Here is an 18,321-nt window from a genome sequence, read left to right on the forward strand (position 1 = left end):
GGATTTTTTTATTCCCGTTTGTCTTAGTTGAAACTTACTAATTGTTAAATGTACTTCACAAATAAAGGAGCGAGAAAAATGAGTACTTCAGATACTATTGTTACACATGTAATGCTCTATATAAGTCGTTAATATCCATCAAACTTATATAGAGGAATTAAAAAATGGATGGATGTTCCGACTTTATATGAAACGTTTCGATATATAAAGGAGGAATTATTATGTCAATGATAAAGGTCCAAGACTTAACTTTTTCATACCCAGGTAGCTTTGATAATATTTTTGAAAGTGTAAACTTCCAAATAGATACGGATTGGAAGCTAGGATTTATTGGTAGAAACGGACGAGGTAAAACGACATTCTTTAATTTATTGTTAGGGAAATATGAGTATAGCGGGAAAATCCTTGCTTCAGTAGAATTCAATTACTTCCCCTACTCTGTTTCAGATAAGAACAAATTCACTCATGAAATCCTTGAAGAAATTTGTCCCCAAGCCGCAGATTGGGAACTTCTACGTGAGATATCCTATTTAAATGTTGATGCTGAGGTCATGTACAGACCATTTAAAACATTATCAAATGGGGAACAAACAAAAGTGTTGCTTGCTGCACTGTTTTTAAATGCGGGTCAATTTCTATTAATTGATGAACCAACAAATCACTTAGATACAGATGCACGAAAGATAGTCTCCGATTATCTAAGGAAGAAAAAAGGATTTATTTTAATTTCACATGACAGAATCTTTTTAGATGGGTGCGTTGACCATATCCTATCTATTAATAGAGCAAATATTGAAGTTCAAAGTGGTAACTATTCTTCTTGGAAGTTAAATTTTGATAGACAGCAAGAACACGAGAAGGCTACAAATGAGCGTCTACAAAAAGACATAGGGCGATTAAAACAGTCTTCCAAACGTTCAGCAAGTTGGTCTAATGACGTAGAAGCTTCAAAAAATGGAACGAGGAATTCAGGCTCTAAGTTGGATAAGGGGTTTGTAGGACATAAAGCAGCCAAGATGATGAAAAGAGCAAAAAACCTTGAATCAAGGCAACAAAAAGCTATTGAGGAAAAATCAAAATTACTAAAAAATGTGGAAAAAACTGAGTCATTAAAATTGGAACAATTGCAATTTAAATCAAATGAATTGGTTACTTTAGTTGACGTGTCCGTTAAGTACAATGATCAAATTGTGAATGAGCCGATTAGCTTCATAGTTGAACAAGGTGACCGAATTGTACTTGATGGAACGAATGGGAGCGGAAAAAGTAGTATCCTAAAACTAATTCTAGGACATCCGATACAGCATACAGGCTTAGTTACTTTAGGTACAGGACTCATCATTTCCTATGTCCAACAAGATACTTCTCATTTGAAGGGATCACTATCAGGCTTTATTGAAGAGCACAAGATTGATGAAACCTTATTTAAGTCCATCCTAAGTAAGATGGACTTTGACCGAATTCAATTTGAAAAAGATATATCTCATTATTCTGGTGGACAAAAGAAAAAACTGCTTATCGCTAAAAGTTTATGTGAAAAAGCTCATATATATATATGGGACGAACCACTAAATTTTATAGATATCTATTCCCGTATGCAGATTGAAGAACTTATTCAACAATTTAATCCCACAATGGTTATTGTTGAGCATGATAAAATATTTCAACAAACAGTTGCAACGAAAACTATATCTATGTAGCTCAAAACGAATACTTGAAAATATAATCATTAACTTGAGTCCTTGAATTATAAAAACTTTAATGAATTGATAAAAAAAGCCTAATTTCTCTACAATACATTGAGAAATTAGGCTTTAAATAGTAATAATAGAATTCATAAACACTGAATAATTTACACATTAGGTTTATCTGTTAATGCAGTAACAATCCTGTCCACTAATTCTTCGGGTAATCCATATTCCTTATTAACTACAGCCTGTATACTAGCAAAAGAACTTTCATTGTATTTTGATTGCCTTTTTCCTCTACTATCTTTCTCTTTATTTATGAAGTTTTCACGAGATTCATAGTTCATCTTATCTGATTCTTTACCAATAGATTGATTGGTGTAAATTATAAAGATACCTAACATCATAATTACACAAATGAAAATCCCTACTAATTTAAGTCTCATTATTCATTTCCTTCCTGCAACTCTTACTGTTTCTCGTTCATAATATCTCAACCATATCAAATTCATATTAATTTGAAGTAAAATTTTGTTCTTAACATATTTCTTAATAAAAAGACTGTATATCCTTCTATTTGTTTGACATCATTAAGATGCTCACAAATAGAAATAAATTCTATTCCTATATATAGATAAACAATCTAAAAATTTATATAATAAGATTAGAAGTGTAGCATATTATTATTGAAGGGTCTTGGTATAATGCTAGGCATTAATGTAAAAAAAACAAATGAAGAATTAATTATTTCATGGCAATTGGCGGAGATTACAATTCCATTACGTGATGTGATTGAGGTTACCGAAGATGCTACCTATGCTGGTGTTGAAGAAGTAGATGTAATACGTATTGGAACATCTTATGGGACAACAGACCGTATTTTAATTAAAACAGTAAAACAAAATTATGTATTGTTTACTACAAATAAAGTTGCTATTTTAAATGCCATTCACGCTTAAATATAGGAGTCTTCTTGGCTAAAATGATAAAAATAAGCACATCTTGTTATAAAAACAGATGTGCTTATTTTTTAATTTCTATGCATTTTTACGTTTTAAGAAAATCACTCCACCAACAATTAACAGTAATGCTCCTGCAGCCATAGAGATCCAACTTGTAAGATTAGTACCTGTTTGCGGTAACCATCCAATTTTAGATTGAATTTCTTTCTTAAGTTGTGGTTGTTCTTTTACTTGCTCGTTAGGTTGCTCTGGTGTTGTCGTATTTTTACCTGAATTTGGCTGTTCTGGTTTTGGTTGTTCCGATTTTCCCTCTTTAAATTTCACTGTTTGTCCCTTATCTTCAATTTCAGCGTGAATAGCTACTAATATATTATCTTGATACAGTTCTTCAAATACTACTACTTCTTTACCTTGTAATGCAGAAGCATTGAAAGTGAAGTCTAATGTGATAGAACCATTCTTCTCTTTAGCAGTAAACTTAGATTCTACTGTTACTTCTTTACCATCAACTAATAATGGCTTGTTTGTTGCTTTATCCACTAGTTTACCTTTTACTACGTACTCTTTACCCACGATTAAGTCTTTGTATTCCACTTTATCTTGGATTGTTACAGATTTAGAAGCATCTAACTCTTTAGAACCATCAGCTTTGTTTGTTGCTGTCGTTTTTACTGATGGCTTAACGAACTTAACTGTTTGACCTTTATCATTGATATCAGCATGTGTCGTAACAACTTTTCCGTCTTTCAATAACTCTTCGAATACTACTACTTCTTTTTCTTCTAAACCAGTTGCATCAAAAGTGAAATCTAGTGTAATAGAACCATTTGCTTCTTTTGGTGTAAACTTCGTTTCAGCAGTTACTTCTTTACCATTTACAACTAATGGTTTATTAGTCTCTTTATTCATTAATTTACCTTTTAAAGTATACTCTTTGCCTACTTGTAGGTCTTTGTATTCCACTTTATCTTGGATTGTTACAGACTTAGACGTGTGCATTTCTTTTGTACCATCTGTTTTATCAGTAGCTTTTGTTTCTATTGAAGGAATCTTTTCATCTTTGACAATGTGTTTAATGATTTGACCATTCTCTTTAATTTCAAAAGAGAACGTTTCTTCATTTAATACATAACCTTTTGGCGCAACAGTTTCTTTATATGTGTATTTTCCAAATGGTAATTTTTCAAATTTAGCGATTCCTTTATCGTCTGTTTTTCCTTTTACTACTTCTTTTCCTGCTTCGTTATAAATCGTAAATTCTGCATTTGGAAGCTTGTTATTTCCATCAGCTACATCTACCTTTGTAATTTCTAGATCACCTTTGATAAGATGATTAACTGCCAATAACTCAATAATCTTCCCATGTTCCTTTATTTCGAACATAATTGGTTCTTTAACAAGAACGTAACCATGTGGAGAAGCCTTTTCTACAAATGAATATTTACCATACGCTAAATCTTTGACGTTAATCTCGCCATTTTTATCTGTCTTATATTCCCCAACTACTTTTCCACTTTCATCTTTCAATTCAAATACTGCACCTTCTAATTTTTTGCTAATATCTTCATTATCTACTTTTAGTAATTTTACACTACCTTTCACTTCGGTATTTTCCACTGTAAAAGTAAGTGTTTTATTGTGCTCTTTAATTTCAAAAGGATACTTTGTTTTATTTCCAATATATCCATTAGGTGTTTTTGTCTCTAAGAAATAATACTTACCATACGTAAGACCTTCAACGTTTGCAATTCCATTTTCTTTTGTTACTACTTTTTGCACTTCTTTTCCATCTTCAGTAAAGACTGTGAATTCAACATTTGGTAAAACCTTTCCTGAATCACTGAGCTTTTTAATTTCGATGTTACCTTTTACTTTGTTATTTACTATTTGGACAGCTCCTGTTTCTCCTGTCTTAACTTCAATAGTTTGTGTTTTATCATCTGAAACATAGCCTGTTGGTGCTTTAATTTCTTTTAATGTGTAAGTACCAATTGGTAAGTTGTTTAATTCTGCCATACCATCAGCACCAGTCGTGATTTTTCCAACTGATTCATTATTTGCATTAAAGACCTCAAATACTGCACCAGCTAAAACTTCTCCATTTTCTCCAACCTTTTTAATTTTTAAAGAACCAGCTGCTTCCCAATTTACTGCAAGATCACTACTAAGCTTTTCTTCATTTCTTTCTAATAGTACTGTAGCGTTCTGAACAGTATCCGTACCACGGTAAGCAATTGCTTGAACTTTAGTTAAATTAGCAGCTACACTTAAATTAAATTCACCCGTTTTTGTATTCTTAGGAATTTGGATACGAAATTTTTCTCCAACTGAAAGCTGATCTTTCACTTCTCCATTTTCACTAACAATTCTAACTCCATTAGGTGCATTTTTCGCTACTACCTTATAAGAACCACTCTTAGCATTTGTTTGTACTGAATATAGATTTGTTTCGAAGAATTCACCCTTTAATTCTGCTTTTTGCTTTTCAGCAGGAATCACATTCATAAAAACATCTTGAGTCTCTTCACTATTATTAGCATTACTAATAATAGCCTTAGCTGCTTTTTCAACATTTTTATTCTCATGTTTTAATTCATTTACATCGAGTTGACCTAATGCATTCCAAACCGCAAGTTGCGTTGCATAATGCGCTTCATTTTTATTAGCTACTCCCAGCTGTTCAGCACTTTTTTGCGGGAAACCATTTAATAAGACTCTATATACTACATTATCTGTTTTCCCCATTTCAGGAAGATCTTCACCATTTGGTGATTTTAATCCAAGGGTTAAGCAATAAGCAATTTGACCACTTGAATTTTTAATCATTTCAGTGCGAATGTACTTACCTAGACTATTACTATAACTCCAGTCCATTGAATATTTCTCATGCGTCATAACCTCTGCACTAGCCCTAGGTAAAAATACATTAAGGAATAATGCCAGTACTGATAATAATGTAAAAACTCTTATAATGACTCTCTTACCCAATTTTGTAACCTCCCTAGAATAAATTAATCCGAGTGTATATCGCAATATCTAAAACATTCACGATCGACCCATTTATCATTATAAAACAATAAATTACAAATATTAAATAATTTTAATAAAATAGTCAAAAAATTTACACATTTTATTATTTATCAAGTTTTTTAACGAATTTACTATATACAAATTCTAAAACACGCCTACAATTTAAAAGACAAATATGTATGTTAAATATATAAATAGCAATTCCTTTACTCCAGTTATTAAGCTTTCCCCTATTAAAAATATCCTCTTCATTTTCTTGTTAACCTGAGTAACTTATACACCTCTTCTAATCTATTACACTCCTCCATTTAAATATAAAGGTGACTTCTCGTTCAAAGAATAAAGTGAAACTTTAATCCTCCCGATTCCCCTCTAACTTCTTTGCTTTCATTGAATTTTTGGGCGGGAGTCTTACTGCCCCAAAATAGCGGGATACATTATGCAATATTGCATTTGATAATCACTTTCAGTGTAACTATAATGATTACAGGATTACTATTAATCCAATATTCTACATGGAGGTTTTATTATGTTTAAAAAAATTATTGTATCTTCTATGGCGCTTACTATGTTCGGTGGAGCTGCAACTATGCTAGAGGCACCTACTGCTCAAGCAGCTTCTTATAACTCAACGTCATCCTCTTACTTTGATGTCACTCCTGAAGAGGCCGTGGCTTTCTATCAATCTCAAGACTATAAAAAATTAAAAGTATTTTTGGATGACTTTGAAGCAAGAAACCCTTATACTCCAGGTGGAGGCTACGCTCAAGGGAGTGTACGTATGCAAAAATTCAACGATGCTCTTAGAGATGCAAAATTAACAAATGTCTATCAAGAATTTATTAGAATCTCATACTACAATCATTATCCAGAACCAAAATAATAACAACGGATTAAATGTTTATTATTTCTATAACTTAGCCTAATTTTAAATGTATAACCTAAAAATAATTACTAAAACCACTCATATAAGGGTGGTTTTTCTATTTCCCCATATAATTTAGCGGAATGTTACATCATCTTTATTTTAATATGTTTTATAGTAGACATTCTCTAGTTGACACAATCTAGTAGGTTAGCAATGGGAATTTCAAAATATATTTATAATTATTTTCTGTTTAATAGCAAAAAACGAACACCCTCTCACAATTAGATAAGGTGCTCGTTTTCATTTTTATCGGTAATTCTCAATTCACTTTAGCTTCTTTCCAATAAGTAAAGATTAAATTAACTTAAAAACAAAGCGTTTTAAATTTAATTCATAGATCTTACTGAAACTTGGAATTGCCCCTTAGAACCATCATCATTTGAAACGTAAATTTTATATGTTCCATTCGGCAATGGAGATAAAGCATTCCGTACATTTGTAACATTAATTTGTTGTTCTCCAGGTTTTATATAACCACCAACAATTAGCTCTGTATTTGGACCTTTTACACTATATCCCATTGTATTTTGACCATTATTTTTCATAGAAAAGCTTAAGTCAGTACTCCCATCATATACGAAAGAAGTTACAGCCTCGCCACTATAATCCATTGTTTGGGTTAATAATAAGTCTGCAGAAACATGTTCAACTACATGAATTGGATCATTCGTTTTGTGTACTTCTTCAGCATAAGTATTATTCCCTAACACACCAAGTGTTAATGCTGAAACTACTCCACAACTAAGCACTAGTTTATTTAACTTCATTTTAAGTTCCCCCTTGATGTTTGTATTCTATTACCATCATACATCCTTTTTTAAGTGCGTTTTTATGTAATAATTCATATCTATAAACCTATATATTTTAACTTTCCGCCTTAATAGTTATTGAGAAAGCCACATAGATAAAGCTACAATATTACACTTCATAAAAAACTTATAAATTTTAAAATCTTTTTCTAACAAAGTTTTATACGAGGAAGTACCAAAATACTCAAATAAATAGCATTTCTATTTCAGATAAAATGTACTAATAAAATTTTTCTAAAATTTCACTTTGTAATTTGATATATTCCATGTTAATATAACGAAGGCTACAAAACAGGAGTCACCACACATATCATTTTCACAGAATATTCATACTTAAAGAACCTTATTTTATCAGTAACTCAATCCCAATTTTACCTATACAAAAGTTAGTTTATAATTTCATATGCACATGAATTTAAATAGATTTTTTATCTATTATTTTTCTATTTTCCTTATCGATTTTAATACGAGTAATATAACAGCACTTTTCAAGTACCCTTCCTTTTTAGATAAAAAGTCTACTAATACTAAACATCTTTGTCCAACTCATACATAATTCTACTTACAAACTATCGGAGATGCAAAACTATGGGAATTTCTACTCTTTTATTAAATACCTTTATTATAATAATTTGTATCCTTAGCTATCACGTACTCTGGCTAGAGTTTAAAGAAAAAATAACATGTAATAATATGTTATTTTCTATCCTTTCCTCCATTGCTATTATTTTTTGTATGACTTTTCCTTTTCATTTACATGTGGGATTTATTTATGATTTACGTTTTATTCCTATTATATTAGTTTTTCTATATGGAAATACAAAAAACATTGTTTTTATAGGAATTTTATATCTTTCTTACCGGTTTTACTTAGGCGGAAATGGCGTTCTTCCATCATTTATTATCTTCACTATTATTTTGGGTATAACAATGCTCTTTCGTTACTTATTACCTATGTATTTTAAAGAAAAAAAGATATTATTAAGCTTACTTCTTATTTTAGTATGTACAGCTTCACTTTCTATTTGCGGTATTGTAACTCAAATAAATACAGGAGGTAAAATAGACTCTACTCTCATAGAATTTTTATTAAATTATATAGTCATTAATATTTTCACAGTATTATTATCAGTTTATTTTATAGAGGAAATGATTGAGAAATATAAAATGAAAGAAAAACTGCAACGGGCTGAAAAATTTTATATAGCTAGCGAACTAGCAGCGTCAATTGCACACGAAATCCACAATCCACTAACCACGGTACATGGATTCACTCAATTATTAAATGAAAAACATGCCTCTAAGCTATCTCAGGATCAATACTTAGAAATCATGTTAATTGAAATGCAGCAAATACAATCTACTATTAATAACTATTTATCTTTAACCAAACCACAGAACACCCTAAAAGAGAAAATAGATATTAATCACATTTTAAATCAAGTGAAAGATACTATTTCACCACTCGCTCTATCATACAAAGTTGAAATCAAACAAAATAGTACAGATTCCTTTTATATAAATGGGGACCCCGAAAAATTCAAACTCTGTCTAAACAACATCATCCAAAACGGAATTGAGGCTATGAAAAATGGTGGATTATTACAAATAAATATACAAAAAGTAAAAGGAAATATCATAATTGATATTATTGATTCAGGAATTGGGATGTCATCTCAACAAATAAAACGAATTGCTTTGCCATTCTATTCAACAACAGAAAAAGGAACTGGGCTTGGTACTATGATTGCTTATAGTATTATTAAAGAATTAAACGGAGATATAGAGATAGAGAGTAACTTAGGTAAAGGGACACGCTTTTCTATTAGTATCCCCTGCTAATGCGACAAAAATTTTCTGTTTAGTTAATTAAAAATAATAAGGATCAGAGCTTATCTATTGTTACAGATACACTCTGATCCTTTAGTTTAACTACATTAAACGCACTTAATATTTATAACTTTCCTTACATCGTGATGAAATACTAGTTCATCGATTTTATCTCATTTACTGATTAGATTTGTTTAATGTAAATATAATATCTCGCGATACTTAATTTGTTATTATCATTAGGGACATTTCCTACAATTGTTTTTCCAATAAAGTACAGACCTTATGCCATTCATTGAAAAAGACAACTCCCTTTTTACTACTTTACTTCCACCGTATAATTCCCTGTTCCACCACTATACTGATACACATGTAAATAATACTTCCCTGGATACGTGTAGTAACTACCTACTAGTTTATTCCCTTGTTGCTGAGCATACGTAACATAATTATTTAAATCTGCTTCAGAATAAAGTACCCAGTTCATTCCGATATTATTTTCATTCGTTACGTTAATTTGAAGGTTTTTAGCAGTCTCCACATTAATTTCAAAGAAATCACTTGTATCGCCATTTCCTAAACTAGCACGTAAAACTTGATTTAACTGCAGTTTGTTTGCTGTTTGGAATGAGTTATTCGGTTCTTTTTCTACACTGTTATCTTCTTTCTTTTGAACAGTTACAGTCGCTGTAGCAGTATTAGTTGCTCCTTTATCGTCTGTTACCGTTAATTTCGTCGTATACGTTCCTTCTTTTGTATATACGTGAGTTGGATTTTGCTCATTACTTACTGCTCCATCACCAAACTCCCATCTATACAAAGTAATTTTCCCGTCTTCATCTTTTGATCCGTCGCTTTTAAATGAAATTGCTTCATTTACATTTCCACTATACGGACCATTTATAACTGCAACTGGTGCTTTATTCTCTGCACCTTCTTCTGTATTAATACCGTGAAACACAACATCATATTCAAATTGTCCTGATGCATTCACGCGATAATTTACGAAGTATGCTGTTACTGTTTTATAGCCTGTCCATTCCTTTACACTTAAACGTTTTAACGTATCATTAACGTTTTGTGTAATTGTTTTCCAATCTTCGTATTCTCCTTTTGCTGCAGTTCCTGTATATGTTCCTTGTAGTGTGAATGTATTAAAGAACTGTGATTTATTTTTCTTCACTGATACATTTTTCAATTTTGCTTCCGCTGTTATTTCTGCTGCAATATCTGAAACTGGCTTCGATGCATGATTCGCTAAATAATCGTCTGATACTAATGGCACATTATACTTCTCACGATTATCAACTAGCATTTGCATATAGTCTTGATATTCTTTATTTAAATTCGCATCTTTACTTAATGTAGAGCGATATGCATCATATGCTGTTACATCATTTTTCCTAATAAGATCATGTATTTTATCGAACATATCATATCTCTTATTGTACATATACGATTGTAAAGCAAAGGAATAATTATAGAAATCCCACGTTCCATACTTTGCATTTAACGTTCGCTCTGCCGTATAACGCTCTGCTGGATTTGAAGATAATCCTCCTATAATACTCTTTCTCGGTACAACATTATCCGTTCTCGTTGCCCCTGCAAAAAATTCAGCATTTCCTTCTTCAAACCAAGATAATCTTTCATTTTCATATATTTTTCCTTGTCCCCATAACCCTGGTACTTCATATCTACCTTGTAAATAATGCGTGAACTCGTGCCGGAATAATTCTTCTAAACTATAAATACTTTCTTCTGGCGTACGCTCATAAGTAAAGAACGTACCTGTTCCTTCTATATAAAGACCACCGTTATTCGTTTCATAACCGTACAATTGACGATTAAATTGATATTCTGCTGGGCTATTATAAATAACCATCGTTAGTACATCATCAGGATTTCCATTTTCTAAAGGTTGATCACTTTCAACCGTACGATGGAATTGTGCCTTCACTTCTTTTGCCGCCCAATATAAACGTTTTACTTTTTCTTCTGTCACTTTATCTCCAGCTTTTAAAACAATTGCCCCATCATCAAACGTATACGTTTTTGGCAAATATTTTTTCTTTCCATCTTCTCTTATTTGATCTAAATTCACCACTTTACCATTTGCATCTTTTCCGCCATAATTCGTTGCGATTTGCTCAGCAGCTACGAAATATTGCTCCCCTAAATACGGATAAATTTTCATCGCATCTGTTACAACTTGTAACCCTTTCGTTCCTGTACTATGGAATGTACCGAGTCTACCTGTATAATAAATGCCATTATTAATAAGCCAACCGTTTTTTGCTGTAATCGTTCCCATTAATGCAAAACGACTTAGTTCATTAATATAACTATCTATTTTCTGATACCATACTGTATCTTTCGGAGCTTTCCTCGTATCGTACAAATACGATTGAATGTCGTAATCAACACCTTGCATAATATCGTAAATAGCATTTCCAGCTGAAAGATTATCTACTAATGTAGAAAAATTATCATTATATTGTTTGAAAATTTTTGCAGCTGATGTTATCGTTTCCACATCACTCGAAGCGTTTCCTATTAACTTTCCGTATGATGATACCACTCTATTTTGCTCTAATGTACCCAGCTTGAAATTTGAATTGTTAGCTATCGCTTTTAATGCAGGTAAGCATTTATCATGATAACTCCGTTCATTTAATTTACTAAGTTCCGAATTATAAAATCCTAAATAAAATCCTGAACGCAATACCTCCACTAATGTCTCAATCCCTTTTGAATCATCCTTCGTATAGGCTTGTCCTTGCTGCTTCAATTTATCAATAATCGCCTGCATCCTACTATCATTTTGATAGAATGCTAGACTGTCTGTATTAAACTGAAATAGCCCCGTAATTTGCTCCCAATCAATTGTTACAAGTAAATCTACTAACTGCTGATTGCTTAATTGATTTAATTCAGCAATTGTATAAGTTTTCGCTACAGCTAATTGCTTACTTTCTTTTTTCACCTCAGGTGGTCTTTGTGATAAATCGGCAAATTGTAACCTTTTCTCAAAAGACTTGCTTTCGAGCACTTTCGATGAATGAGCTAATTCTTGTACTGGTAGTTGTACACCGACTGGCTCCATTTTGAGCACATTTCGATAAGAAACTTGCTCTCCCTTAGTATCTTCTGCCAAACTGACCCCTTGAAAACTCCCTAACATTAAACTAGCAAAACTTACCCCTACTAACATTTTCTTTGAATAGCCTTTCATGCTCTCCCCTACCTTACATTTTTAGTGTCCCGCTCCATTATTTTACTATTTTCACTTTTTGTCCTGTATTGAGAAAAAATAAGGTAACGTTCACACATGTATCCATTCCATGTAAAATTAACGCTTGACTTTCCGTGCATTTTATATCAAAAAAGATAGATAATAGCAAAATTTCTGCTACATCTATCCTCGTTTTCAACACTATGATTTTAACTTTATAAACGTAACTTCCGGTAATGTTTGCATATGCTGAATAAACTCATTCTTTTCTTCTGACGATATATTTTTCAGCTGCATTCCTACCTTATAAACAGTTTCTGTACCTTGCTGTGAAGCTTCCACCTCATATGAGAGTATTGGGATGCCTTTCACTTGTAGTGTTTCTAATATTTGTTGTATCGCTTCATGTTTATTTACAAACATTTGCACTGTTATATTTTGTGGAAATAGAAATTGCACCTTAAAAATACGACTTACAATTTCTAAACCAATTAAAACGAGAATCGTCGCTCCAATGCCTACTACATACATTCCCGCTCCAATTGCTAATCCTATACCGGCAGTAGCCCATAAACCAGCCGCGGTCGTTAATCCTTTCACCGCCTGCTTTTGAATAATAATTGTGCCTGCACCTAAAAAACCAACTCCACTAACGACTTGTGCTGCAATCCGACTTGGGTCTAGAGACGTATGCTCTTCATACACAATATCTGAAAAGGCATATTTCGAAACAACCATTATTAACGCACTTCCTACCGCTACGAGGAAATGAGTCTTTAATCCAGCTTCTTTCGATCGAATTTCTCTTTCAATACCAATCATTGCTCCTAACAAGCCAGCAACACCGATTCGTATAATAAAATCAAAATCTACACTCACGGGCACTTCCCCCTTTCATTCATTATAGATAGATAAAACAAAAATTATCACAAACATCCATTTATCACCATGAAAGAATACCACTAAAATACACTTAATACTCCGACTGTTTTATGTTAATATTTTAAATATTAACATAAAATAAATAACTCCTGATTTTAAACCTTCACTAATTTTCTAAAAAACCAAAGGTGGATTGCATGAAATTAGGTTGAGAAATTTAAGAAAACGCTTTCATTTCGTTTCATAATTTTTTATAAAAAATACATAAATAAAGGAGCTTACTAACAATGAACGTCTCGTTACTTACACCTACTACTGATTTACAAGAAGAATACTTAGATTTCTATAACGAATGGAAAGATAGCGGTGAAACAATGATCCCGTGGGTTATCTCAAAAAATCCTGCCAACTTCCCAGCTATGGTTCAAGAACTTCTCGATGCGCATAACGGAATAAATATCCCTGAAACTTGGGTACCAGACTCTACATATTGGCTTGTTACAGATGAAAATAAAATTGTGGGAGCTGTTAATATACGTCATAGTTTAACCGAACATTTATTTAACGCTGGCGGTCATATTGGTTATGGCATTCGCCCTTCTGAAAGAAGAAATGGTTATGCTACGAAGTTACTAGCATTATCATTAGAAAAAACGAAGGAATTAGACATCACGAAAGTACTTGTCGTTTGCGACGCAGTGAATACCGCTTCTGAAAAAACGATTTTACATAACGGCGGGCTTCGTGATGATGATTTCACTGAGGAAGATGGGAATGTAGTAAGAAGATATTGGATTGAGCTATGAATGATCACAAATAAGCGAGAAAGTGATTATACACTTTCTCGCTTATTTTACACTGCTTCTATTTCAAACTGCACTGTAATACCACTTGGATCTACCACCACAAACCCATTTGTAGTTTCATTTATTTCATGTTGTTTTTCTATTAATCTTTCTTTCACTTCATCTAACGCTTCTTTATACGGTAGTACAATCGTATACACCTTTAGCCCAGTTGCATGTACTGGTGGGTGTGGATTGTTTACTCCGTTCCACGTATTTGCACCAATATGATGATGATATCCCCCTGCTGAAATAAATAAGCAATCCTCTTCACGCTGTTGTACTTCAAAACCTACTGTTTCCACATAAAATTCATGTGATTTCTCTACATCAGCTATTCGTAAATGTACGTGCCCAACGACAGTATTAGCAGACAAACCATCAAACTCATAATCAACGAGTGTTGCCAATTCTTTTAAATCAAGTGGTGTACTTCCTCCTGGCCCTTCTCCCCATTGATCACGCGGACGGTCTGCATAAATTTCAATACCATTCCCCTCTAAATCTTGCAAATAAAAAGCTTCGCTATATGTATGATCACTTGCACTATTAAACCTTGAAATTGGTAAAATTTCATTTGAATATGTATAACGCCCTTCTTGCTCATCCGGGCTGTCAATTACATTCTTATTACGAAGAACCCCAAATAGCGCAGAAGCAAAAGCTTCACGAGTCGGAACTAAAAAGGCTACATGATATATACCAGTCGTACGCGGTTCTTGCAGTACCCCGTCCTCTAACCTTTCAAGAACAAGTAACGCGTTCTTTCCACCTTTTCCAGATAAATATGCTTTATTCCCCTCTTGCTTAATTACCTCTAATCCTACAACATTCTCATAAAAAGCAATTTGACGCTCTAAATCTTTCACTTTAAATTCAACATGACCAATACGTGTTTTCGGATGAATTTGTACCATGAATAACTTCATCTCCTTATCCCTATATTTTCCCATTACATATAACCGTTACTATGAAGGATACAACTAAAATCATCCTATATAAATAAGAAAAGTCAGAATTCACATACATTTTTATTTTCATAATAAAAAGCCATCTTTTCTAACTTTTAGAAAAGATGGCTTTTTAACTCTTATCTCATTTTATGTACTTCAGCAACTAGCTTTCCACCCTGAATGCCCATATAAAGCTTCACAGGTGCATCATTCGTATTTTCAAATACTAAATCTAAGTATGGATATGCAATTGTAGCATCTCTTCCTTGTGGAACATAACCTACCGTTTTAGAATGTGTAGTTCTCTCCACCATTTTCAGACCAGCTTGATCTGCTGCATTGTATAAAGTTGAAGATGTTTGACAAACACCACCGCCATATCCATCTACTAATTTACCATCAACTATTTCTTTCCCTAATTGATATCCTTTATCTGGTGTTGTATCACCGATTAATGAATTAAAAGAGAAACGGTCTCCTTTTGCTAACACAACTCCATTTATGCTCGCTGCTGACAAACGAATATTCTCAATACGGCCACCTGTTGAACCACCTAAATTCGTTTCATATCTACCAATTACCGTACCATTTCCTTGCGCATCACTTAATGTTGCGACTGGTTTTTTCTCCACGATCGGCAACTGATACGTAGCATCCCACATACCAACATTTAACAATTTATCTACTAATTCTTTTTCCATTAATTCATAAGAAGGTTTTCCTTCTTGCCAACTTCCATCAGGTGCTATACGTGAAGGAACCATTTTTTTGTCGACGCTTTTTCCAACCTCACCAACAACCTTTGTTACAGACTTTTTAAATTTCGCTTCATCTTCAAAATAGCCTAAACTAGATAAATCTAATTTTTTCACTTCAGTACCAGTTCGACCATCAACTAAACTAATAGTATCCTGCACTTCTGCTTTAGCCTCTACAGTATGCCCACCAATATCACTTACCAATGCAACATCACTTACCTTTGCACCACAGCCACTCATTATAGCTACACATAACACCCCAACCAATATACCCTTTACTTTACGGAACAATATACTCTCTCCCTTTCCCCAACATCACTATTATGTATTTATTTCATTTTTATGTATGTTTTGTTACAATCATTTTACAATATGTTTATAAAATGTTACAAGTTATTTTTCACTCTATATAAATTACTCTTTTCTTTTATAAATGTCTATACATATTTACATAAAAGTTTGAGTTTGATAGAATTGTAACTTTTATGTAAACTTTCTCTTTTATCCAGTATATACCATTAAGCAAAAGAAATACAAATCAAAAACCCTCAAGCTATTTTTTATAAAGTGAAACTGTAATCAGTGGGGGTTTTACGGGCATCCCGATCTTCTTTGTTTCTGCTGAATTTTGACATGGGGGTCTTATTGCCCAGCAAATAGCGGGATAAAGAGAAATCCCGTCAACATAAATAGGTATTTGCCGTGCCACCACTCCGCTTTTGCACATACATTATGGTGAATTCAACCTATTTTAAAGAAATGGAGGATGTTATTATGTATCCCTACAATCCATATGATCCATATAATCAATATGCGTACCAACAACCACAGTATGACTTACAAACACAATATCAATCTTATATAGATCAAGCAGAGCACACGAATCCATATGACCAAAATAGACAATTCCAACTTCCAATCTCTTTTCCTGGCACTGGAAATCGTCAATTAGAAAGACGCGTAAATGAGCTTGAACAAAGAGTTCGTCAACTAGAAAATACAGTTGAGCGCCATACACGTAGACTAAACCGCTTAAACCAACGTTTACGCACAGTAGAAAACAGACTAAACATTCCATTCGCAGCATTAGAAGACGGATTTTAATCGAGAAAATAAAGATTATATAAAGGAAGGGGCTTCCCCTTCCTTATATAAATTGACGAAAGTTTTTTCCATCTCTATACTGATAAGAGTTAATGAAATGAAACAAGGTGATAAATATGGATTTTGAAATAAATTATCTTTCCTTTTATGTTGTACAAGTAGAAGGAAAAGGTGAAGCAGTTGATAAACGCTACAAACATTTTCAAACTTTAGACGCTGAAGAATATGAAGATAGTTCCTTAAAAGAATTTTTGAATGGTGAGTTATTAAAAATATCGAAGCGAAAAGTAGAACGTCATGCAAAAACAGAACAAGCCCCAACAAAAATTGGTCGCTTTATTGTAGAAGAAGGGCACGAACTTGATTCAAACCCTCATTACAACCTTTTTAATCGTATTCGCTTTGCAGAAACAAAAGAAAACTTTAAAGATATGAGCGAACCTCTCGTTTATACATATCTTGACACAAGCGCTGTACGTGGTGGTGTATTTTTAATTGCTCAGGCAAAACTACGCAAATACTTTGATGATCCATTCGTATTCGTAATGAAATGCGACTTTGAACCAAAGGTTGCTTCTATTTCTGATGAATCAACACTGATTCGTAACGTTGAAATGGCCATCACAACAAAGAATATGAAATCTATCCAATATCCGTACATGCCTGAAGAAGGTATGGTTGAAGTAGGCGAACTAAAAATACACCAAGCATCACATGCCCGCTACTTTGAAGACTTCTTAAAATTCGTCGAATATGAACGCTCTATGCCTGAAATTATGAAAACACAGGTAATGGACATGGTATACGACCAAATTGAAGATGTATTTGAAGAAGGTACGGAAGAACGCGAACAATTCGACCAAGCGATGGAAGTATGGGCTGCTAGTCCGAAGCGGGAAATTATGGAACAATTTTCAACCGAAGAAGTAATGGAAGCTACCGCTCAAATCGTCGAGCATGCTCCTGAAGTGGAATTAAAACTAAAAGCCGATCATATCTCTGTGAAGGCTTTGCTTGCTGATTTCGGGGATCAAATACATATTGCGAAGGTAAATGACCGATATGTACTTATGATTGAAGCAGACACACTTACATTTGAAAAAGGCTTCTCTCCGATTGAGTTTCTGAAGCCAGATGAGCTGCAGGATGTGATTGAGCGGATTGAGAATAAGCAGCAGTATTCGTTTGATCCGAGCGGTATTGAATAAAATGAAACTTTAATCAGTGGGGTTTTGTTCATCCCCCACTAATTATTACCCTCACCAATCGGGCTTTTACGGGATAAATACTTCCATAT

13 protein-coding genes and 1 pseudogene are annotated in these 18,321 nt (G+C 33.1%); 7 read left to right on the forward strand and 7 right to left on the reverse strand.

Features of this window, described 5'->3' with window-relative positions:
- The first annotated feature begins 221 nt into the window (after window positions 1–221).
- Complete coding sequence (locus BLT20_RS16895) at window positions 222–1,700, forward strand: Lsa family ABC-F type ribosomal protection protein (protein ID WP_000061790.1); 1,479 nt, start codon at window positions 222–224, stop codon at window positions 1,698–1,700.
- Between the two features lie 200 nt (window positions 1,701–1,900).
- Here BLT20_RS16895 and BLT20_RS16900 read toward each other — a convergent pair.
- A pseudogene (locus BLT20_RS16900) lies at window positions 1,901–2,134 on the reverse strand (hypothetical protein); the annotation flags it as partial.
- A 258-nt stretch (window positions 2,135–2,392) separates the two neighbouring features.
- On the opposite strand from BLT20_RS16900, the gene BLT20_RS16905 reads away from it, so the two are divergent.
- On the forward strand, window positions 2,393–2,647 hold the full coding sequence (locus BLT20_RS16905) for a SunI/YnzG family protein (protein ID WP_000900696.1): 255 nt from the start codon (window positions 2,393–2,395) through the stop codon (window positions 2,645–2,647).
- A 78-nt stretch (window positions 2,648–2,725) separates the two neighbouring features.
- Here BLT20_RS16905 and BLT20_RS16910 read toward each other — a convergent pair whose 3' ends face one another.
- Entirely contained in the window at window positions 2,726–5,638 is a 2,913-nt protein-coding gene (locus BLT20_RS16910) for a VaFE repeat-containing surface-anchored protein (protein WP_000520162.1), read from the reverse strand.
- A gap of 571 nt (window positions 5,639–6,209) precedes the next feature.
- Between BLT20_RS16910 and BLT20_RS16915 the strand changes: the two genes are divergently transcribed.
- Window positions 6,210–6,563 carry a hypothetical protein gene (locus BLT20_RS16915; protein WP_000473483.1) on the forward strand — a complete coding sequence of 118 codons (354 nt, stop codon included), beginning with the start codon at window positions 6,210–6,212 and terminating at the stop codon, window positions 6,561–6,563.
- A 371-nt stretch (window positions 6,564–6,934) separates the two neighbouring features.
- On the opposite strand, the gene BLT20_RS16920 is transcribed toward BLT20_RS16915, so the two are convergent.
- Window positions 6,935–7,375: a hypothetical protein gene (locus BLT20_RS16920; RefSeq protein WP_000773522.1), complete on the reverse strand. Its 441-nt coding sequence runs from the start codon at window positions 7,373–7,375 to the stop codon at window positions 6,935–6,937.
- Window positions 7,376–8,005: 630 nt separating this feature from the next.
- Between BLT20_RS16920 and BLT20_RS16925 the strand changes: the two genes are divergently transcribed.
- Window positions 8,006–9,259: a sensor histidine kinase gene (locus BLT20_RS16925; RefSeq protein WP_000513033.1), complete on the forward strand. Its 1,254-nt coding sequence runs from the start codon at window positions 8,006–8,008 to the stop codon at window positions 9,257–9,259.
- 307 nt (window positions 9,260–9,566) lie between these two features.
- On the opposite strand, the gene colA is transcribed toward BLT20_RS16925, so the two are convergent.
- Complete coding sequence (gene colA, locus BLT20_RS16930) at window positions 9,567–12,482, reverse strand: collagenase ColA (protein WP_000679520.1); 2,916 nt, start codon at window positions 12,480–12,482, stop codon at window positions 9,567–9,569.
- A 201-nt stretch (window positions 12,483–12,683) separates the two neighbouring features.
- Window positions 12,684–13,361 (reverse strand): MgtC/SapB family protein, encoded by a 678-nt coding sequence (locus tag BLT20_RS16935; protein ID WP_000109728.1) that lies wholly within the window; start codon window positions 13,359–13,361, stop codon window positions 12,684–12,686.
- 290 nt (window positions 13,362–13,651) lie between these two features.
- Here BLT20_RS16935 and BLT20_RS16940 point away from each other — a divergent pair, with 290 nt between their 5' ends.
- Window positions 13,652–14,170: a GNAT family N-acetyltransferase gene (locus BLT20_RS16940; RefSeq protein ID WP_001103120.1), complete on the forward strand. Its 519-nt coding sequence runs from the start codon at window positions 13,652–13,654 to the stop codon at window positions 14,168–14,170.
- 47 nt (window positions 14,171–14,217) lie between these two features.
- Here BLT20_RS16940 and BLT20_RS16945 read toward each other — a convergent pair whose 3' ends face one another.
- Together BLT20_RS16945 and BLT20_RS16950 are read right to left on the reverse strand one after the other, a co-directional pair.
- Window positions 14,218–15,126 (reverse strand): VOC family protein, encoded by a 909-nt coding sequence (locus BLT20_RS16945; RefSeq protein WP_000249879.1) that lies wholly within the window; start codon window positions 15,124–15,126, stop codon window positions 14,218–14,220.
- 173 nt (window positions 15,127–15,299) lie between these two features.
- Window positions 15,300–16,211, reverse strand: a complete 912-nt coding sequence (locus BLT20_RS16950) for a VanW family protein (protein ID WP_000488973.1) — start codon at window positions 16,209–16,211, stop codon at window positions 15,300–15,302.
- Window positions 16,212–16,694: 483 nt separating this feature from the next.
- On the opposite strand from BLT20_RS16950, the gene BLT20_RS16955 reads away from it, so the two are divergent.
- Entirely contained in the window at window positions 16,695–17,024 is a 330-nt protein-coding gene (locus BLT20_RS16955) for a hypothetical protein (protein WP_000283715.1), read from the forward strand.
- A gap of 116 nt (window positions 17,025–17,140) precedes the next feature.
- Complete coding sequence (locus BLT20_RS16960) at window positions 17,141–18,232, forward strand: DUF3900 domain-containing protein (protein WP_000345046.1); 1,092 nt, start codon at window positions 17,141–17,143, stop codon at window positions 18,230–18,232.
- The last annotated feature ends 89 nt before the right edge of the window (window positions 18,233–18,321 follow it).

Source organism: Bacillus sp. cl96, assembly GCF_900100505.1.
GTDB lineage: Bacteria > Bacillota > Bacilli > Bacillales > Bacillaceae_G > Bacillus_A > Bacillus_A cereus.